This window comes from Alteromonas portus (assembly GCF_005117025.1).
GTDB lineage: Bacteria > Pseudomonadota > Gammaproteobacteria > Enterobacterales > Alteromonadaceae > Alteromonas > Alteromonas portus.
In genome coordinates, this window is record NZ_SWCO01000008.1 from 102,323 (window position 1) to 122,837 (window position 20,515).

The following is a 20,515-nucleotide window of genomic DNA, read 5'->3' on the forward strand; positions in this document are numbered from 1 at the left end:
GTTTTTAACAACTGATTTAATTACAGACGCTTGTGGTCAAAGCGAGTCAGGAGTAAGAAGTCTAACGCAAGCCCCCTGCTCTGCCAAAGGTTTACAAGATAAAAACCATTGGTCATTGCCGTCCCCATTCTTGTCCACCCATTTCTACCAGCCGAGACGCTGCTCGTCTAAAGGAAAAGGCGAGATCACTGGCGGACGAAAATTGTGCCAATGACACGCCAACTCGTCCCGTCGCCGACCACTCATAATATTCTCCCTCCTTGGTGCGGATCATGGTCGTAGCGAAGGAACTCGAGTTGCCCCCCTTCTCACTGACAATCAATTCTCCGTCGCCTTCGCTACTCTCAACATGTGCTTCAAAATCAACAAACAGTTCGTCGAGCGGGACTTGTGCCGCCAGCACTAAGCGGGTACGGGATTCATAACATGCGTCAATTAGGGTCACAAATCGGCGTGCTTCGTTGAGGTGATTGGCGTTTAATTGGGGGACGCGTTCCATGATGATGACCGGAAATCGCCGGCAGAGGGAAATATAATCGGCCGCCCCAAGCGGTTGATAGCACAACTCGGAAAATTCAAACCAGGCGCATCGGTCATTCAATCGGGCGACTTGGACAGTGCGACCAAAGTGGACAGAAATGCTCTCGGTCTCAGTTGTGAATGCAGTGCCACCAAATATTTCTTCCAACTGCGCCTGTATGTAGTCATCAACACCGCCATAAGCATCTTTGCTCGACCAAAAGTAGGATTGGCCATCCGCTCGAGTTTCGAGCCGATAATCCACACTGGAATCTTCCATTGAAACAATGTCGAACGTGTGTTCTAACATGTCTATGAATGGCAAAAAGAGAGAGCGGTTAATGCCTCCCTCGTACAGAGCATCGGGGGCGCGATTCGAGGTGGCCACCACCACCACATTCCATTCCGATAGGAATAAAAAAAGTCGTTTCAAAATCATGGCATCGGCAACGTCCGTGACTTGGAATTCATCGAAACAAAGAAGCTGGGCTTCTTGCGCTAATTGTTGTGCAATGATCGGTAGCGCATCATCTCTTGGGTACTGTTGTTTGTATACAAATATTCGGTGATGGACGTCTAACATGAATTCATGAAAGTGCACGCGGCGTTTGGTTATTTTTGCGTGTTTGTAATTGCGATTATTACAGCGATAATTATCAGCAGAACCAGCAACCGACGCGTAAAAGAGATCCATTAAAAAGCTCTTTCCTACCCCAACCGGGCCATGAATGTAAATACCTCGCGGTGGTGAACCGAAATACCACAAATCGAACTTCTTTCGAAAAAAGGACCGGGCTGATACCAAGGTTCGCACCAATGACAGTAACAGCGGTCTGCGGCTTTCAGAGCTGCTTGTCGGTTTATTGGTGCGCACTCGTCTTGGTGGGAGCGAGGCAAGAGACTCGTGTAGAACATCGAGTTTTGCCGCGAGAGCGACTTGGGCATTATCTCGTCTCACCTCTCCGGCATCCACCATACGTTCATACGCTTTTGTCACTGGGGCTGTCAGAAATGACCGCCGAGCGGTGCGATGTTGTACTGCTATATTCTTCATCATGAACCTGATGAGTTTATCAACAAGGTAATTTAGTACGCTAAATTTCTTTATGGGTATCAAACGAGTTTGTAACAAAGCCCCAAGCTTCAACCTCCTTTATTACCCAATAGGTGATAAGAGCGTGTTTTAAATCGGCGAACCTGGCGGAAGCGGTTCTATTTCAAAAGCACCTGGCCATGTCTTACTAGCCCAATAGGTATCAAACTGCTCTTTCAGTATTTCATACTGATTGTCGTCAGCCTTATCGTCTAGCCATTCGCTAAATTCAATTAAAGCAAGTTCAGCTTCCATTCTTACTTCTGGCGCCAACTTATCGTTAGTTACAGCTTTCATCACTGCATTTAACGCCACTAACTGTAAGCGTTTTGCTAGTGGGCTTTGCGACTTATTTTTATACCAGTGAACGTTTAGTATTTGTTTCACTAACATTGAAACGCCTACTTTTTTGCGTCTGTCATTAGTACTTCTTGTTTGCCACTCCAAACGGTTTAAGCGCTCTGGGTGCAACAATAATTCAAACGCGAAGTTAGATGCCGAAGCAGCGGCAGAAACAGGGTCTAACATTAAACCCATTTTTCCCTTAAAGTGCTCGCGGGTAATATCGTCGCCATAGGCCGTAGGTGGAATAAGGGCGAGAACCGACTCAGGAATGGTCAGGTAATCGGCGGTAGTCGCAGTCAGTAACTGTTGCATAGCGCGTTGCTGCACTGCAAGCGCTACAAACTGTTGGCCCTGCGCTTGGGTGTAGTCACCTTTACGTTCGTATTCATACACTAAACCGCCGACTTGCTTTGCTACAGCTTCTAGCTGATAGCGATGTAGCAAGTAAATAGGTACTAAAGCATTTTCAAGAGACGACAAACTGCTGTTCGGGCTTAAGGTATCTAGGCCTAAATTGGCTAACGCCAGTTCGCGCACTTGTGAAATTTCATCGAAGGCATCTAGCGGATTGCTCCCGTTTTCCCACATATGGCCATTTGCCGATGCATGGCGACTGCTGCGGGTATCTGGGTCTGACTTAAAGCTTAAGCCCTCATTACGACCTTTTACGATGATTTTTGCTAAGGCTTCGGCTTCCTCTACGTCGCTGGCAAAGTCTTGGTAACCATATGCTACGGCGTGTATATCCCATTCGCCTATGCCTTTATCATAAGCGCCTTCCAAGCTGATTTTGCCGTTTTTAATACTAATTTTGGGATGAGGATAATCCATCACCGACGCACGGTTGTTTTCACTTGCTGCAAAATTGTGTGCTATGCCTAGCGTATGCCCTACTTCGTGAGCAGACAGTTGCCTAATGCGGTCTAGCGCCATCTCTTGCTGCACCGTGGTGTCGGTATTACCCTCTTTGAACGGGCTGGTTAGGCCTAGGGCAATTAAATAATCTTGTCTTACACGCAGCGAACCTAAAGTAACGTGACCTTTGATAATTTCGCCCGTGCGCGGGTCGACAACCGACGAGCCGTACGACCAACCCCGCGTTGCGCGGTGCACCCAGTTAATCACGTTGTAACGCACGTCCATTGGGTCGGCCCCTTCTGGCAATACTTTCACCTGAAACGCGTCTTTATAACCTGCAGCTTCATAGGCTTGATTCCACCAACTCGCCCCTTCTTTAAGCGCGGTCATTACCGGCTCGGGAATGCCTGGATCTAGATAATACACGATAGGCTCTACTGCTTCGCTCATTGCAGCATGCGGGGTTTTCTTGTGTAAACGATGGCGGGTAATAAAACGCTGTTCGGTAGGCTCACTTATAGGCGTAGAGTAATCAAAGTAGCTGAATTTCCAGTAGCCTGAGTATGGGTGGTACTCTCTGGGCGTGTAGTTATCGTCAGGCAGTGCCACAAACGAGTGATGCAAGTGAACCGTCACACTTTCTGGATCGGGCGTAACTTGCTGCACGTATTCGCCCGGCTTTTTACCTGCAAAAGTGACTAAAGCTTCTAATTCAGTATTTTTTTCAAAGCCTTTAGTTTTAGGTAAGTACACACCGCTTCGCATTTTATCAACGCTGAAGCTACCTTGGTTGGTTCGCGCCATACGGTTTCCTATACCGTGAATATCACTTAACAGAAAAGGCGTATAGTCGATAAGGCTAACTTCGTCGCTTTTTGCTACCAGCGTAAAACCAGCAATAACCGAATCTGCGAAAGCTTCATCAATACTCTGCTTTTCAGCGTCGCTGCCGTGGGCCGCGCGGTATTTGGTGTTGTGCTGCTTTAATAAAACCTTATTACCAAATTTTTCAAAGCTGACTAAGCGCGTGTCGCCTAACTGGCCGCGATCAAGGCCAATATCGTTTGAACCTACGCCATATGGCAAACTGCTTTGGAACAAATATTCGGCATCGATTGTAGGCACGGCCAAGTAAACTTTGTCGCTTTCATCGTCATAGTAAACGGGGATTAACCCGTCTTTTTTGGTCATATCGCTGGTGAATTCACCGATGCTTGGTAACGCTGCCCAAGCTGAAGATGCAGACACGACAAACAATACCGTAAACGCAATAGCTGATTTACCCGATGCTTTCACCTGTCGCGCGGCTTTGTGAAAAATGTTCAATTGCAGCATGCAGTTAGTCCTTATTATTGTGAATTTCTAGCCTACCCTATGTAAGAGATTTTGCCCATGGTAATTCGTCGTTTTTACGCCCACGCCAAGCTGACCAGTTTTTCTGGAGAATTTACTTGAATCACAGCCAAGAGTAAGCCCTAATTGCGCTATCGATTTAACCAGCTCAAACTATGAAGGGTTTAATTTTGAAGTTTACCTCTCGCGCTACCGCTATTTCTCCGTTTCTCGCCATGGCCTATGGCGAAAAAGCCACCGTACTAGAAGAGCAAGGTAAAGATGTTATTAGGCTTAATTTAGGCGAGCCTGATTTTGGCGCTCCAGCGGCAGTACTTGCGGCAATGAAAGAAAGCTTGGATATTCCTGATTTTCCCTATACCTCTGCATTGGGTATTCCAGAACTACGTCAATCAATTGCTAGCTTTTATGAAACCCAACATGAAGTAAAACTAAGCCCATCACGAGTCGTAGTTACCGCTGGTGCTTCAGGCGCGCTACTTTTGGCAAGCGCCGCTCTAGTAGAGCCTGGCGACAACGTGATATTGGGCGACCCTTCTTACCCGTGCAATCGACGCTTTTTAAACGCGTTTGGCGCAGAGGTAACGCTAGTACCAACACGTAGTGAAGATAGCTTTCAACTAACTGCCGAAAGTGTTGCCGATAATTGGAAACACAACACGAAAGGCGTGCTTATCGCCACACCTGCCAACCCTACAGGCACGGCGATAGAAACAGACGAGCTGATTAAGATTGGACAATACTGCAAAGCCAAGGGTGGCTTTTTAATTGTTGATGAAATTTATTTAGACCTAGCGCTTTCATTGGATGTTCAAGTGGATACTGACGCGTCTATATCAAATGACAAAAAACTCCAAACTGTGCTTGCCAACGCAGAACTGCAGGACACTGTGGTAGTCATAAACAGCTTTTCAAAATACTTTGGTATGACAGGTTGGCGTCTTGGCTGGTGCGTGGTGCCTGAGACAATGACCTCAATAGTCGAGAAGCTCGCGCAGAATTTGTTTATTTGCCCTTCTACCCTTTCTCAAAAAGCCGCACTTGCGTGCTTTACCCCTGATGCCTTGGCGCAGTGTGAGCAAAACCGCAATACGCTGATAGAGCGTTCATCTCTTGTTTTTAATGCGCTTAAAAATATGGGGCTTAGTTTGGATGCAAAGCCTGACGGCGCGTTTTACGCTTACATCAACATTAAGCATACGGGCTTAAGTGCTATCGAATTCTGTGATGCTCTACTCTCGCAGTATTATGTGGCGCTGACACCAGGCAATGATTTTGGCGAGCACAATGCCGACCACTATGTACGGCTGTCCTTCGCGACCAACATTGAACGCCTTAGCGAAGGGCTTTCACGACTGGCTAAGTTTATTGAGTCACTAAGATAGCGCGTTTTGTCGACAGCTGTTTAATTTCGTGAATAGACAAATATTATCTAAAAAAATGAAAGATATCTGCACTTGTGCGTATATTGGGTAATACATATTGATGACACGTGTCGAAACGATATAAAACAGGACAAAACAATGAGTAACGAACGGGAATTTGATGTAGTTATTTTCGGTGCCACTGGTTTTACGGGCAAACTAGTGGCTGAGTATTTTCAGGCGCAATATGGCAATGACAGCAATGTTAAATGGGCAGTAGCAGGTCGCAACGAAGCTAAACTTAATGATGTAAAACAAGAACTAGGCATTAGCGACAGCGTTACTAGCATCGTAGCCGACGGTGATGATGGCGAGGCACTTGACGCAATGACAAAGCGCACAGCCGTTGTACTGACTACCGTAGGACCATACCAAATTTACGGCGAAAAGTTACTATCAGCGTGTGTTGATAATGGTACAGGCTATACAGATTTATGTGGTGAACCGGCGTGGATGCACCAAATGATCAACAAGTACGAAGCAAAAGCTAAGGAAACGGGTGCCAACATTGTGTTTTCTTGCGGCTTCGACTCTGTGCCATTCGATTTAGGTGTTCACTACTTACAAGAACATGCTAAAAAGCAAACCGGCGAAGTAATCGAATATGTAAAAGGTCGAGTACGCAAAATGCAGGGCACGTTCTCTGGAGGTACGGCTGCTAGTTTGAAAGCGACAATGGCTGCAGCGCACAAAGACAAATCAGTAATGGCTGCGCTTATCAACCCTCTCTCGCTAACCGACGGTTCGACTAACCAACCACAGCCAGATGGCAACAAACCCTATTTTGACGAACAGTTAGGTACGTGGGTAGCGCCATTTATCATGGCTGCTATCAATACCAAGAATGTTCACCGCTCTAATTACCTAGCAGGCTACGCTTACGGTAAGAACTTTCAGTACGATGAAATGATGATGACGGGGCCTGGCGAAAAAGGTGAAGCCATGGCAAACCACGTAGCTAAAGATAAGTCTCTGGCTAGCGATGATGGCCCTAAGCCTGGGGAAGGCCCAAGCAAGGAAGAGCGCGAGAACGGTTTTTACGATGTAATGTTTGTAGGCACAGCCAAAAATGGCGATATGCTAGCCGTATCGGTTAAAGGCGATAAAGACCCTGGCTATGGCTCTACCAGCAAGATGATTTCAGAATCGGCGCTTTGCTTGTGTAAAGACGTAAACCTATCGGGCGGCTTTTTTACACCAGCAGCAGCCTTAGGCGATAAGTTAATTAGCCGCCTTGAAGAAAAAGCAGGCTTAACGTTTGCTATCGAAAAGTAGCGTGCATTTTCGCACAACTAATTTGAAAAAAGCTGAACACAAATAGTGTTCAGCCTTTTCTTTCTGCGCTAGGTGTTATTATTGTTTTTCTAAGCAAGTACTGCTTTTAATGCTTTAACACAGGCATCGGTTTCTGCAGGCGTCCCCACACTTATTCGCGACCATGAATCGTAACCTGGCCAAGTGCGCCCTACTACCTTTATACCTTGGGCTTTCATTTTTTCTGCGAACTTGTCGTGCGGCATGCCCGTATCCATGTAAATGAAATTCCCTTGTGGATTCGGCGCATATGGCTGCTTTAATTCTTTGGCAACTTTTACTAACTTGTCACGTTCAGTCTTAATCCGTGAACGCATAGTGTTTAGATTCGCGTGGTCATCCATACTTGCCATACCTGCAACGAGTGCCAAGTAGTTTACGCCCCCCATTCGCAGCATACCGCCCATGGTTTTCGCTTGCTCAGCTGGCATAATGGCGTAACCTAAACGCTGGCCTGCCATGGCGTGAATTTTCGAGAATGTGCGGCAAATTACTACATTATGCCCTTCTGCTACTAGCTTCGACTGCACGTTAGCCGGGTAAGCATCTGACATTTCAATGTAGGCTTCATCAATAAAGACTTGCGCTTTCTTCGATACGCGTTTTGCAAACGCGGTAAGTTTAGCCGCATCTACCATGCTGCCCGTTGGATTGTTTGGATTACATACATAAACGGCGGTTGTATCTTCAGTTACTGCCGCTTCAATGGCGTCTAGGTCGAAAGTCATGTCATTAGCAAGGGGCACGTAAGTCACATCTGCGCCCATAAATTCAGCGCCTCGCGGTACACCTTCATAGGTTGCCATAGACGTTACTAGCTTATTACCATTTTTCGTGATCCAGTCGGCATAGCCAAAAAGAATTGGTGAAGAACCGTTTGTGATAACGATTTGGTCAGCAGATACGCCTTCTTGCTTAGCAATTTTTTGCGCCAACACTTCAACCGTAGCGTCGGTATAACGCGCTAGGTTCAAAAGCTCGCTTTGCATTGCCTTAGCGGCCTTTTTCGAAGGTCCAAAGGCGTTTTCATTTGACGATAAGCGAATAAGACCATCGTTCACGTTAGGTGTAGCCGACGGAAAATGTTCGGTGGGCATTCCCGCCGCATGCAGGTCGCCCATAATACTGTCGACACTCGTCGTCAGGGCCACTGCACCAGCCCCTAACCCCACTGATTTTAACCAATTTCGACGTGAAGAATTTATCGTGGTTTGTTGTACATTTTTATTCATATTTCGCTCAGCCTTCCATCTACAATGTCTTTAGACTAAAGGCTTGGTTTTGAACGCGCAATAGCCTAAAAATGCTAAACCATTGACACAATTGCACTTTTTCTGTGCATAAAACGCACTAAAATTGACAATGTAAGTAGTTTTAACGTGTTAAGCGGTTACATTGCGGTGCAGCGCTTTTATTAGCATTTAAGCGTTTGCGATGAATGACATTTTTTCTCGGATTTAGCAGAGTATATTTTAAAGCGTGTTATTACACGCTTTAAAATATGGACTTACACAAACTGTGCTAAGTCAGTCTAACTAGCGCGTCTAGCTCTTGAAAAAGCTATAAGCGATAACAAAAAAACACCAAATGATGTTGGTTCTGAAACTTGAGTAACTGAAAGTTGTGCGTTTCGGCCGATATCATAAGCTTCGTCATTAGCTTTGATATACCAAGTTCCGTCGTCGAAAAATTCCAAATCGAACGTAATCAATTTCAAAAGAGCTTCTTGACCTGAATTGACTAAAGTACTCATCTTGATATATTCGCCGGTCAAGGGGTCCACAGGAACATAAGTATCGAAAGATATTGATAAGAAGTAACTTTCTAGGTCTCCCGTAATTTTGCCTACAACGCTTAAATTTTCGCCGAATTCAGCATAGTAGCCCTCTGGAGAAACCGTGCCAGTTACTGTTGTGAGAAACTCAGTCCGTTCAATAGTACTAAATATATCGTCAGAGTTATCAATCCAAGCATCCTCGGAAGAATAACCCGCGTTATATATAATTAGATTGTCCACATGGTTCGATGGACCATCGTACTGAAATGAATAAAGATTAGACGAATTAAAACGATAGTCTTCTCCATAAGTAAAACCATCAACAACAATGTTACCTGATACATTTATTGCATTTAAAAAGCTATCGTCTCCTTTTGTGCCTAAACAATCAGAACAACTTCCAGTCCAACTAATTATGGTTCTGTTTTGAGCACTGGTCTCGAATATTATGCCGGCCGACGCTGATGAAGCCGCCACCATTAAGGCTGCCGAGAAACAAGCATTTCTTAAGTACATCTTAATTCCTTTTATTAATTATTATGATTTCCGAATATATAAGAAAATCCTAAATAAGCAAAAACTAAACCACTTATTATTTTCATTAAATTCAGTTAGTTAAAATAAACATTTATAATATCGTAAATTTTCTCGACACTTTATTACGACTCTAGGATTACACAGCTATTAGATTGCAGAAGTGCAATCAGCGAAAAGTAAAACGCTGCAAATATGCAAAATTTTAATCAAGAAAAGTTTAAAATTTGATACCTAAAAAATAGCCATACTAATAATTAAACTTTTATCCAACCGGTCTAGTAAAAACTTTTGAGTTCACGATAAGCAGGAGTTTTAAAATGGCTAAGGACCACGGTAACCAAATAAAAAATGACGATACCTATGAAGCCCTTCGCGACGAAGGCTATAGCAAAGAAAAGTCAGCGCGCATTGCCAATGCACAAGCTAATAGTAAACAAACTCCGTCAAAAGATGGCGGAAAAGCCAATAGATATGAAGATCGCACTAAAGACGAGCTCTATCAAAAAGCCAAAGAAGTGGGCATTGACGGGCGTTCAAACATGAGTAAAGACGAGTTAATTGATGCGCTGCGTAATCACTGAGGGGGCTTTGGCCGTCACTACACAGCGTTGAAGGAACGCATATACGGCCATTATTAAGTGTCAGCGCACAATTATTATTGATCTCTGGTTAAAAGTCCGAAGGATTGGTCGAACTTTCAGGGTTTGCGAAAGTATCTGTGGAACGAAATTCGGCAGATACAAAAAAATGAACAGCATAAGTTCGCAACTATTGCGACTTCCACTCTTCATATTCAAGCTGGGCTTTGCGCATATTTATCAGCAGTTTAGTCAGTTCAGGGTCTTTTTTAATGACAGTTTCCATATAAGCAAAAGATTCATTTCTGTCGCTAACCGTTAAGTCTTCGATATCTTTCATGGTTGGTGTAGGCATGTTCTGTCTAAGCGCCTGCTGAGTTTCCTTGTACATCCGATCAAGCGCATACTGGGGGTAGCAGACAGTCTTCTTAATTCGGCTGTTTACGGATGACTCTTTTCTACATCTTACTTTGAACTTTTTGTTGTCTGCTAATGCGTTAAATCGTCTGTAAAAATCCAGCTCCGTTCGCTGGATTTTACGTAGGAAAAAACCACTATTTTTATTAACTTTACCTTTTACCTCAACGACTTCTATATCTTTAGGTTCAACAAATTCTTCTTTGTTGTTAGTTTGCGGTGTAGCGTTAGCCAAACCACAAATGAATACCCCTGAAGCCAGAAGTAATGAAAAGCGTAAGGGCGAAACGAAATTGATGTGTTTTATGAGATTCACAGGCTGCCTCCTTGCCGTCCTATAAGACAAAAATAAAAATAGTAGACTTGATAACTTCTAGTGTTAAGTAACTAATAGGTAGTATTAAGTTGCTAATAAAGTAAGTCAAGGCATCTACTTTATACAATGTAAGTATTTGTTAACCGAATGCGTTTCTTTTCAGCTTTGTTTACCTCTAGAGGCTTCAACTAATACTTCTCAAATGGCTTAAAGGTGACAGAGTACGTCGCTTTAACAAATAAAGGCTAACGCGCATTACCACAAGCTTTGCCATTTAAATTCCTAGTCTACGCCGCAATAAATGCGCTTTAATGTAAAGTTGTTGGCTAATAGATATACCGTGTTTTACTAAACGCAGTTTCAAAGAAGCATTAGGTTTAATGCACACGCCTATCGTTTGAACGGCATTGCAAAAAGTGCTTTGTAACTGGGTTGAACATCATCAATACCAGTATCTTTGGTATCTGCGTCTTTGAACGTGCCAAATAAACGATCCCACACAATGCATACGCAGCCATAGTTAGTGTTGCTTTCACTGAACACTTGAGAGTGATGATGAATATGGTAACGATTAGTTGTGAAGAACCAGCCAACCACCGCTGAGTTTAAATTCAAGTTGCTATGTGCCAGGACGGCTGTTATTGCTGTTAATGAAACAAATGCAGCACCAACTACCTCTCCACCTAAAAGAAAGCCCACAATAGCTCTAGGAAAGATAAGGAAAAACCCTTCTAGAGGATGGTTTGCAACTGCATTTAAGCTGCTTAGTTTTTTAAACGCATGGTGCGCGCTGTGACCTGAAAGCCTCCACAGCCATCCCCATCGGTGAGACGCCCTATGATACCAATAGTTAACAAACTCTAGTGCAGAAAAGATAAGCAATACTTGTAAGACTACGGGCCATTGCGAAGGCCAAATGTTTAAATGCCACGCTTCGCTTAAATTCGCCATCCACTTGAAAAGTGATGCTTCATACAGCGTTTCTATCATCGCATATGCTGCCCCGGCAAGGATCACAAATACCAAAAGTGCAGCAGTTTCACCCGCGCTTTTTCGCCATTCAGGGCGCGCTGGAATAGTAATTTCAAAAAGTGTAATAATACAAAATGCTACAGTGACAAATAAAATATGCGTATCAAGGGAGGCGTCAATATGTGCCAAGTAAAGAGAAGCGACTATTAAAATAGGCTGTAACGACCAATAGACTATTTGACGCATTCCGTGCGTTAAAAATGTACTAAACCTAGTTTCAACACTCATATCAATTCCTTTTTAGCATTCACTTCCATCTGTGAAATTTGTTGTGTGCACTTGCGTCACACACCGCTCTAAGTTATCGCACCTTACTAGAATAAATTTGATTAATAAACGAGCGACATGGTTTAAGTTGTTACAATTTGCTACCTTCTTGTTTCTAAATGAAAAACGATCCGAGTTTGTCAATTAACGCATAAAGGTTGCACTGTGAAACACCAAGAGCGAGATAAAGTTGAAATTGTCCCCTATAAAAAAGCGTGGCGTGAGCAGTTTCAAATTGCTAAGCGCTGCTTATTATCTGCGCTAGGCGATATTTGCATTTGTATTGACCACATTGGCTCTACTTCTATTCCTAACATGCCAGCTAAAGACCGAATTGATATTCAAATTGGAGTTAGTGAAATATCTCCTGCTATTTGCGACACGATAAACCAGCGAATAAGTAAATTAAACTTGCCTAACGCTCACCTGAGCCAAGATCATTTACCGCCTAACGAATCATGCCTTGCGGACTGGCGTAAAATTTACCTGCAAGGGGTCACAGAACAATGGTCGTTTAAAGCGAATATTCATATACGAAAAGTAGGTGCAAAAAACTTTAACTATGCTCTTCTATTCAGAGATTATCTTAGCATTGATGACGATACCGCAAAGGCTTACGCGTTCTTCAAGCAAACCCTTGCCTCCCAAATTCCAGACGATAGAGACTTATATTCACAACTGAAAGATCCGGTCTGTGACCTAATTATGATTAGTGCTAGGCGTTGGGAGGATAAAACGATGTAAGCCCTCATTCCAAGCGCAAGATGACATGAATTTATTTCATATAAAAATGAAATTAAGTCATTTTTATTCATGAATAAAACCACGTATAAATTAACCATAGCTTTTACAGCACTCACAGTACTCGGTTTAATTTTAGGAATAGAAGCGCACTCTCATGAACAACAACGTTAGCACTGACTTTTCTTTTACTATTAACAGCGTTCAGTTTAATGAAGATTATCGCCCTTCAGATAACACGCGAATCACCACTAATTTTGCTAATTTAGCGCGAGGTGAGCGCCGAAAAGAGAACTTACGCGATGCGTTAAGTATGATTAACAATCGGTTCAACGCGTTAGCGAGCTGGGATAATGAGCGTGGCGATCGCTATGCCGTTGAATTAGAAATAGTATCGGTAGATATTGATGTAGAGGGTAACGGCAAAACCTTCCCTACGATTGAGATTTTGCAAACTAACATTATCGATAAAAAAACGGGGAAGCGTACCCAAGGTATTGTGGGCAATAACTTCTCGTCTTATGTTCGAGATTATGATTTTAGCGTTCGCCTTTCTAATCATAATCGTGGCCAATCATCGTTCAGCGTACCAAACGATTTTGGCGATCTACACGGTAAATTGTTCCAGTATTTCGTTAACTCAGAAGCTTATAAAGCACATTTCTCAAAGCTCCCGGTTATTTGCTTAAGTGTTTCCGATAACAAAACCTATCGCAGAACCGAAAACCAGCACCCTGTTTTAGGCGTTGAATATCAACCAAACGAGTCCTCGTTGACCGAGCAGTATTTCAAAAAGATGGGCTTAAACGTTCGTTATTTTATGCCGCCTAACAGTGCCGCGCCTTTCGCGTTTTATTTCTTTGGCGACTTACTGAACGACTATACAAACTTAGAGCTTATAAGCACTATCGCAACGATGGAAACGTTTCAGAAAATCTATCGCCCTGAAATCTATAACGCTAACGCACAAGCAGGTTTAAGTTACAAACCGAATTTAAAAAATAGCGATCACTCGGTCACTCGCATTGTGTACGACCGCGACGAACGCAGTCACCTTGCCGTCGAGCAAGGCAAGTTTGTGGAAGAGAACTTTATTAAACCTTATCAACATAAGCTGCAGCAATTTACAGCAAGTTACGCCAGTTAAACGCTTCGGAACTGGTTGTTGGTCCCTTACTCTTTGTCAGCTGAAATCAACGGTTCGCTAAAAAAGTGAGCTTATAAATTTTGATGGGGCGCAACGGCCTGCCCCACAGCCATTCATATTAATTATTGACTTAAAGAAAACGAATCACATGAAAAAATTACTTCCCACCTCTATCGCCGGCAGCCTACCAAAACCTTCATGGCTTGCAGAGCCTGAAACCCTGTGGTCGCCGTGGAAGCTAGAAGGCGAAGCATTAGAAGAAGGTAAAAAAGACGCCCTGCGCGTTACACTTCAGGAACAAACGATATCAGGCATTGATATTGTGTGCGACGGTGAGCAAACCCGTCAGCACTTTGTGACTACCTTCATTGAGCACCTTGACGGTGTAGATTTCGAAAACCGTAAAACAGTACGAATTCGCAATCGTTACGACGCGAGCGTTCCCGTTGTAACCCAGGCGGTTACCCGACCTAAATCGGTATTCGTTGAAGATGCTAAATTTTTAAGAAGCCAAACTGATCAGCCTATTAAATGGGCGTTACCTGGCCCGATGACCATGGTCGATACCTTATACGACGACCATTATAAAAGCCGAGAAAAGCTCGCATGGGAATTTGCAAAGATTTTAAACCAAGAAGCGAAAGAACTAGAGGCTGCAGGCGTTGATATTATTCAATTTGATGAACCCTCATTTAACGTATTTTTTGATGAAGTAAACGAATGGGGAATTGCAGCATTAGAGCGCGCTATTGAAGGGTTAAAATGTGAAACAGCGGTACACATTTGCTACGGCTACGGCATTAAAGCCAATACCGATTGGAAGAAAACGCTAGGCTCAGAATGGCGTCAGTACGAAGAAAGCTTTCCTAAACTAGCGAAGTCGAGCATTGATATGGTGTCATTGGAGTGCCACAACTCCCATGTACCCATTGAACTAATATCCCTTCTTAAAGGCAAAAAAGTGATGGTAGGTGCTATTGATGTTGCAACTGACAGTATAGAAACACCAGAAGAAGTCGCTGCAACATTGCGTGAAGCGTTAAAATACGTGGATGCAGACAAACTTTACCCTTGCACCAACTGCGGCATGGCGCCACTTTCACGAAGTGTTGCCCGTGGCAAGCTTGAAGCACTTAGCGCGGGAGCTGAAATAGTCAGGCAGGAACTAACACTGAAACGCTCTGCGTAACAATACTTTTTGCCACTTCTCGATTTCTACCATTCATAATAGAAAACAAGCCCGCGCACGCGGGCTTGCTATATTCACAATTATTGCTAATTTTAAGAACTAGATATGTTGCAATAGTTGCCTGTCTTAAACATGCCGTAGTTTTAACCATCTATTCAAATTTGTATTATACTTCAGACATTTATTAGTTTTTGTTTAAACTACAGTGTAAACTTTGGTGGTCTTTTGAAGATGAAATGCTTCAAAAGATGTTGAGTTTGGCGCAAAGGGAAGAGCCAAATTACATGTTGTAATCCAAACTAAAGATGAAAGCGATAATGACTCCAAAACCTTTAAGAAAAAAACGAGTTAAATTTTCAAACTGCATTCTGTTTTTCCTAATTTCAATTTGCACTTTCACGCTGTGTCATGCTGTTGAAGCCCCCAACAGTATTTTAAAGGAAGCGTATGAAATACGCAGTTCTAACCCTCAAAAATCTAAAGCGCTATTTACTAGCATAGACAAGGCAAGCTTAAGTGAAGATGATAAGCAACTTTATGATTTTACTGCGGCTTATATACAGCTAGTAGCCGGTGACTTACTTGCGGCATCTGAGGCCTATCGGCAAATAGCAGAAGGTGATTATTCGTTTAGCTATCAATTTCAGTCGTATGCAGCATTAGCAGCAATCAATGCCGCTACACAAAACTGGGCTGAGGCATTTTCAGCCATGGATTTTTTGACTGAAAATATTGACAAGATCACTGACCCTTTAGTGAAAGAGCAGGCGCACAATGCAATCATTAACTTCTACAACTCTATTGACGAAAAAGAGACGGTGATTAGCTATGGGAATTCGTTAATTGATGGGCAACACTCTACGCGATTTACTTGTTTCTTGCATATGCAGCTTATCGTTGCTCTGGTCTTGACCGAAAGCGACTCGCTGTCAGAAGAACGATTTTCTCAAGCACTCAATTATTGTGAAACTGCGAACGAGCAAATAGCGCTTATTGCGATTTATACACATTACGCCACCTATTTGTATAACAGAAACGAAATTGATAGCTCTCTCGCTGTTCTTAAAGAACATCTTGTTGACGTAGAGAGCACCAACTACCCGCCGTTACTAGAAGAATACTATGCTCTGTTAAGTAAGATATATTTTCTAAAAGGAGAATATAAACTAGCCAAAGAATACGCTTATAAAGTAATAGACCAAAATGAAGATGCCGGGTACGCCGTTATTTCAGAAATAGATGCCTACGAAGTCTTGTATAAAATTGCGGAAAAACAACAGAACTATAAAAAGGCGCTCGAATTACATAAAGCCTATGCAAAATCGAAATCTTTAAATTTATCGAGCATGAGTAACAAAATGCTAAGCATTCACAAAGCTCAGCAAGATAGCCTTATAAAGTCGAACCAAATTACCCTGCTCGATGCAGAAAACTCACTACTAAAAGCACGAGCGCAATTAGCACAAGAAGAAGAAAATATACGAAAGCTAATATATTTAGTGCTTTTTTTAACGTTTGTGGTCATCACTTTCTGGTTATACAAAAAACGCAGCCACTATATTGCCTTAAAGAATATTTCACAAAGAGATGGTCTTACAGGCACTGCAAACCGCACCTTCTTTACAACAATGGCCTCAGAGCAAATAAGCAACGCTCAACAGCAATCAAATTCCGTCAGCTTAATCATTTTTGACTTAGACGACTTTAAACAGATCAACGACACCTTTGGTCACCGGATGGGCGATCAGGCTTTGCAGACAGCGGTATCAGCAGCTCAAAAAGGCTGCAGACCACAAGACTGCATCGGCCGATTAGGTGGTGAAGAGTTTGGTATTATTTTACCTAACTGTAGCCTCGAACAGGCGCTTACTATAGCTCAACGCTGCCAGAAAGAAATAGAACTTACTAATCAATCTGACCAACAAGATTTCAAACTTACTGCTAGCTTTGGCGTTGCCAGCGCTCCTAACCACGCCTACGACTTTGAGGTACTGTTTGAGGCCGCAGATAAGGCACTTTATCAATCTAAAGCTTCCGGCAAAAACCAAGTTAGCAGTTAGCTTCTTAATAATTAATGATTGCCAAAAGCACTTCAAACTAAGAAGGTTATTAAGTATTGCCCCAAAATTCTTAGTGATGAAGCTGAAAATATGCGGTGCTAATTAACGAAAGCGAAACATTTAAATTAACATTCCAGAATTGCCGATAGAAAACCTAAATATTAAGACAAGTTGCAGAACCAATTTCAACAAGGTCAAAATAAATACTATTTATTAAATTTCTGCCTTTTTACATCGCAAATAGCCGTAATACATTCCGTTTCTATTGCACTTCTATCTGCCCATAAAAAGCACTATTAGATTAGGTTTTAATCAAGTGTTTATAATGCGAACCTGCTTTGTTCGTTTTTCATTCAGTAACTTTAATACATAGTAGAAATCTACTATTTAAATAAGTATCAAAAAAAAGTTAACCGCCTAAATAGCACCACCTATTTCGCCGCAAAAAATTGATTTCGCTGGTTCTTGCTCATTAGAATGCGCGCCCTCTTAGACATAAGTATAAATTCGTACACAAATAAACCTTGTAAGGCTTGCCTAAAATTTGGGCCTTATATGACAACAAGCACACTAAATCTAATTCATTAGGAACAATCCATGAAAAACATTGCAACTGCTGTTCGGTTCGCACTGGCTGGAAGCGTCGCTTTGACCTCTGGCAACGTATTCGCGCAAGATTCTTCGACTGAAAGCGCCGATGTTGAAAAAATTCAAGTTACAGGTTCACGTATTTCTCGCCAAGGCGCTATTGCCCCTTCGCCAGTAACCGCCATTTCTGGCGAGTCGCTTCTTAACTCGGGTGCCATGAACATCGGTGAAGTACTTAACGAGCTACCCTCACTTGCTAATACGTTCTCGCTAGGTAATTCAAGTCAGTTCATCGGAACAGCTGGCCTTAACATTTTAGATCTTCGCGGTATGGGCACAGATCGTACACTTGTGCTAGTTGACGGGAAACGACACGTATCTTCATCAGCAGGAACTGCTGCGGTAGATACTAACACTATCCCTACTTCATGGATTGAGCGCGTTGAAATTGTCACTGGTGGTGCATCTGCTGTATACGGTGCAGACGCCGTTACTGGTGTAGTTAACTTCATTCTTAAAAAGAATATTGAAGGGTTTGATATCAGCGCGACACAAGGCTTTGCACAGGAAAATGGTTATAAAAACGATAAGTACCAAGCGTCTTACGGTTTTAACTTTGACAACGACCGAGGCAACATTGCTTTTGCCGCTGAATACAGCTCACAAGAGTCACTAGATGCGCTAGACAACCCTTGGACTGCTACGTCCTATCGCAATATGAGCTTTGAAAGCATCATGGGTTACGAACGTAATGAAGATCAGCTAGATTCAACTGCCTACCCGGATGATATTTATACCGCTAACGCAGGTTACTACGTGATCAATAATGCGGGAGTATTTGGCGATGGTACGAAAACCTTTAATGCCGACGGTTCAATTAAAGACATTTATATTGGCGACCAAGTAGATGGCGTTTTTTGCGCCAATTGTGACTTTTTCAACCTTCGCCAATTCACACAGCTACAGCCAGAATTTGACCGTACTAACCTAAACGTAAAAGGTAATTACGAGCTTAATGACGATACTAGGGTTTACGCACAAGCTAAATATGCACGCACTCGTGCTATTTCTATGGCGCAGCCAGCGTTCTTTTTCTACAGCGACGAAACAACTATAACGCGAGACAACGCATTTTTAGACGACAGTGTTGCTGACTACATGGATGCAAACGGCCTTGATAGTATTGTACTAAACCGCATGATGACCGATTTAGGTGTTCGTACAGAAGCTGACGAGCGCGAAACCTATCGCTACGTGTTAGGTGTAGAAGGCTACATAAATGATGAATGGAACTACGAAGCGTTTGTAAACTACGGCAAAACAGAGCTAGAGCGTGAGAACCGCAACAACTTGATTTTGCAAAACTTCTACAACGCTATAGATGCAGTTGAAGATGACAATGGCAACATTGTTTGTGCATCAGGTAGCGCAGATGGCTGTGTACCGCTTAACATTATGGGTTACGGCCAAGCCTCTCAAGAAGCTATCGACTATGTGAATACTACGTCTGTAGGTACCAGCAAAATTGAACAGTATAATGCTGGTGCAACTATCGCTAACTCAGGTATCTACGAGCTGCCAGCGGGCTACATAGGCTTTGCAGCGGGTGTGGAATATCGCAAAGAGAAAAGTGAAATTGATGAGCCTGAAAACGCGGCAGGTACCTTCTTCAACGCGCTAGGCGAAGATAAGGGTGAATACGACGTTTCTGAGGTATTTACAGAAGTTACTATCCCGCTTCTTGAAGGTTTACCGGGTGTTGATATGCTTACGTTCGATACAGCGGCACGTATTGCTAACTACTCATCTATTGGCAACGCGAAAAGCTGGAAGCTTGGTTTAGATTGGCAGGTTTTTGAAGACTTACGTGTTAGAGCAACTAAGTCCTCTGCCCTTCGTGCGCCGAATATTAGCGAGCTTTACGGTGAAGCCAGCCAAACGTTCTTCAACGTTGACGACCCATGCCGTACAGACAACTTAGAAAACCTCGCTAACCCAGATCAGCGTATTGCTAACTGCGCCGCACTAGGCGTCCCGACAGACTTCAACTCTGACTATGATGCGGCAACGTTGGAAGGCGTAAACGGCGGTAACATCGACCTTCAAGCAGAACAATCTATTTCTAAAACAGTAGGCTTCGTGTATACGCCAAGCTGGTTTGAAGGTTTTACCGCTACCGTAGACTATTGGGAAATTGAGCTAACAGACGCAATCACCAACATCGATGGTCAAACTATTCTGGACCGTTGCGTTGACTCTGAGACAGGCATCGATAATCCATATTGTGGTCTTATCGACCGTGATTCAGAAACAGGCGAAATTACCGAAATTCGCAGCTACGCGCTGAACATTGCGGGTCAAGAAGCGAAAGGTGTCGACTTTGAATTTGGCTACGACTTTGACGCGCTAGAAGGTGCATTCCGTACAAGCCTAATTGCGACTTACCTAAAAGATCGTAAAGAGTTCCCATTCCAAGACAACCCTGAGCTATTTTACCAAAATGCAGGCACGGCGGGTGAATCGGACTGGCAAGGCGTATTCACAGTTAACTACAGCCGTGGTGATTGGGAAGCAAGTTGGAAAACCCGTTACATAGAGCGCGCCAGCATTTATGACAATCAAGACCTAGCGCTAAACCCTAACCCAAGTGATCGTATGGAACTGCCTTCATACGCAGTGACTGACGTCACCGCCGGTTACAACTTCGCGAACGGCGTTAGCCTAACCGTAGGTGTTGATAATTTATTCAACCGCGCTCTTCCTGTAGGTACCACAGGTACGGGTTCAACTGATGCTGCCTATGACAACATCGGCCGCTTTGGTTACGTGACCGTAGCATATAAAATGTAAAACGCATTGATAATCTAAAAAACAAAAACCGGCGTCTTAGCGCCGGTTTTTTTGGGGGAGTAATTCACAAGAAGCAAGTGTGAACAGGATCTATGTAGCAAGCGTTTCCA

14 protein-coding genes are annotated in these 20,515 nt (G+C 43.2%); 8 read left to right on the forward strand and 6 right to left on the reverse strand.

The window, feature by feature from the left end; all coding sequences use genetic code 11:
- Window positions 1–112: 112 nt before the first annotated feature.
- On the reverse strand, window positions 113–1,576 hold the full coding sequence (zapE, locus tag E5672_RS14165; protein ID WP_136782788.1) for a cell division protein ZapE: 1,464 nt from the start codon (window positions 1,574–1,576) through the stop codon (window positions 113–115).
- A gap of 126 nt (window positions 1,577–1,702) precedes the next feature.
- Window positions 1,703–4,150: a zinc-dependent metalloprotease gene (locus E5672_RS14170; RefSeq protein WP_136782789.1), complete on the reverse strand. Its 2,448-nt coding sequence runs from the start codon at window positions 4,148–4,150 to the stop codon at window positions 1,703–1,705.
- Between the two features lie 188 nt (window positions 4,151–4,338).
- Here E5672_RS14170 and E5672_RS14175 point away from each other — a divergent pair, with 188 nt between their 5' ends.
- Both E5672_RS14175 and E5672_RS14180 read left to right on the forward strand, forming a co-directional pair.
- Entirely contained in the window at window positions 4,339–5,553 is a 1,215-nt protein-coding gene (locus E5672_RS14175) for an aminotransferase class I/II-fold pyridoxal phosphate-dependent enzyme (protein ID WP_136782790.1), read from the forward strand.
- Window positions 5,554–5,691: 138 nt separating this feature from the next.
- Window positions 5,692–6,867: a saccharopine dehydrogenase family protein gene (locus E5672_RS14180; RefSeq protein ID WP_136782791.1), complete on the forward strand. Its 1,176-nt coding sequence runs from the start codon at window positions 5,692–5,694 to the stop codon at window positions 6,865–6,867.
- Window positions 6,868–6,956: 89 nt separating this feature from the next.
- On the opposite strand, the gene E5672_RS14185 is transcribed toward E5672_RS14180, so the two are convergent.
- The gene (locus tag E5672_RS14185; protein ID WP_136782792.1) at window positions 6,957–8,138 is read right to left on the reverse strand and encodes a pyridoxal phosphate-dependent aminotransferase; all 1,182 of its coding nucleotides are present in this window, start codon (window positions 8,136–8,138) and stop codon (window positions 6,957–6,959) included.
- A 299-nt stretch (window positions 8,139–8,437) separates the two neighbouring features.
- On the reverse strand, window positions 8,438–9,199 hold the full coding sequence (locus E5672_RS14190; protein WP_136782793.1) for a hypothetical protein: 762 nt from the start codon (window positions 9,197–9,199) through the stop codon (window positions 8,438–8,440).
- Window positions 9,200–9,537: 338 nt separating this feature from the next.
- Here E5672_RS14190 and E5672_RS14195 point away from each other — a divergent pair, with 338 nt between their 5' ends.
- Window positions 9,538–9,801, forward strand: a complete 264-nt coding sequence (locus tag E5672_RS14195; protein ID WP_136782794.1) for a DUF7218 family protein — start codon at window positions 9,538–9,540, stop codon at window positions 9,799–9,801.
- Between the two features lie 187 nt (window positions 9,802–9,988).
- Here E5672_RS14195 and E5672_RS14200 read toward each other — a convergent pair whose 3' ends face one another.
- Together E5672_RS14200 and E5672_RS14205 are read right to left on the reverse strand one after the other, a co-directional pair.
- Window positions 9,989–10,531, reverse strand: coding sequence for a hypothetical protein (locus E5672_RS14200; protein ID WP_136782795.1), 543 nt, complete (start codon window positions 10,529–10,531; stop codon window positions 9,989–9,991).
- Between the two features lie 390 nt (window positions 10,532–10,921).
- Window positions 10,922–11,791, reverse strand: a complete 870-nt coding sequence (locus tag E5672_RS14205; RefSeq protein WP_136782796.1) for a sterol desaturase family protein — start codon at window positions 11,789–11,791, stop codon at window positions 10,922–10,924.
- 204 nt (window positions 11,792–11,995) lie between these two features.
- On the opposite strand from E5672_RS14205, the gene E5672_RS14210 reads away from it, so the two are divergent.
- The 5 genes from E5672_RS14210 (at window position 11,996) to E5672_RS14230 (ending at window position 20,405) form a co-directional block, all read left to right on the forward strand.
- The gene (locus tag E5672_RS14210; protein ID WP_161569403.1) at window positions 11,996–12,574 is read left to right on the forward strand and encodes a GrpB family protein; all 579 of its coding nucleotides are present in this window, start codon (window positions 11,996–11,998) and stop codon (window positions 12,572–12,574) included.
- A gap of 154 nt (window positions 12,575–12,728) precedes the next feature.
- A complete protein-coding gene (locus E5672_RS14215; protein WP_136782798.1) occupies window positions 12,729–13,718 on the forward strand; it encodes a DUF1852 domain-containing protein in 990 nt (329 codons plus the stop codon).
- Between the two features lie 148 nt (window positions 13,719–13,866).
- Window positions 13,867–14,907, forward strand: coding sequence for a methionine synthase (locus tag E5672_RS14220; protein ID WP_136782799.1), 1,041 nt, complete (start codon window positions 13,867–13,869; stop codon window positions 14,905–14,907).
- Window positions 14,908–15,224: 317 nt separating this feature from the next.
- Window positions 15,225–16,967: a GGDEF domain-containing protein gene (locus E5672_RS14225; protein ID WP_161569404.1), complete on the forward strand. Its 1,743-nt coding sequence runs from the start codon at window positions 15,225–15,227 to the stop codon at window positions 16,965–16,967.
- Between the two features lie 597 nt (window positions 16,968–17,564).
- Window positions 17,565–20,405, forward strand: a complete 2,841-nt coding sequence (locus tag E5672_RS14230) for a TonB-dependent receptor domain-containing protein (RefSeq protein ID WP_136782801.1) — start codon at window positions 17,565–17,567, stop codon at window positions 20,403–20,405.
- The last annotated feature ends 110 nt before the right edge of the window (window positions 20,406–20,515 follow it).

What these genes read in the sequence shown, in the direction of transcription:
- zapE (WP_136782788.1), bottom strand. Translation starts at nt 1,576, where the DNA reads ATGATGAAGAATATAGCAGTACAACATCGCACCGCTCGGCGGTCATTT.
- E5672_RS14170 (WP_136782789.1), bottom strand. Translation starts at nt 4,150, where the DNA reads ATGCTGCAATTGAACATTTTTCACAAAGCCGCGCGACAGGTGAAAGCA.
- E5672_RS14180 (WP_136782791.1), top strand. Translation starts at nt 5,692, where the DNA reads ATGAGTAACGAACGGGAATTTGATGTAGTTATTTTCGGTGCCACTGGT.
- E5672_RS14185 (WP_136782792.1), bottom strand. Translation starts at nt 8,138, where the DNA reads ATGAATAAAAATGTACAACAAACCACGATAAATTCTTCACGTCGAAAT.
- E5672_RS14190 (WP_136782793.1), bottom strand. Translation starts at nt 9,199, where the DNA reads ATGTACTTAAGAAATGCTTGTTTCTCGGCAGCCTTAATGGTGGCGGCT.
- E5672_RS14195 (WP_136782794.1), top strand. Translation starts at nt 9,538, where the DNA reads ATGGCTAAGGACCACGGTAACCAAATAAAAAATGACGATACCTATGAA.
- E5672_RS14205 (WP_136782796.1), bottom strand. Translation starts at nt 11,791, where the DNA reads ATGAGTGTTGAAACTAGGTTTAGTACATTTTTAACGCACGGAATGCGT.
- E5672_RS14215 (WP_136782798.1), top strand. Translation starts at nt 12,729, where the DNA reads ATGAACAACAACGTTAGCACTGACTTTTCTTTTACTATTAACAGCGTT.
- E5672_RS14220 (WP_136782799.1), top strand. Translation starts at nt 13,867, where the DNA reads ATGAAAAAATTACTTCCCACCTCTATCGCCGGCAGCCTACCAAAACCT.
- E5672_RS14225 (WP_161569404.1), top strand. Translation starts at nt 15,225, where the DNA reads ATGACTCCAAAACCTTTAAGAAAAAAACGAGTTAAATTTTCAAACTGC.
- E5672_RS14230 (WP_136782801.1), top strand. Translation starts at nt 17,565, where the DNA reads ATGAAAAACATTGCAACTGCTGTTCGGTTCGCACTGGCTGGAAGCGTC.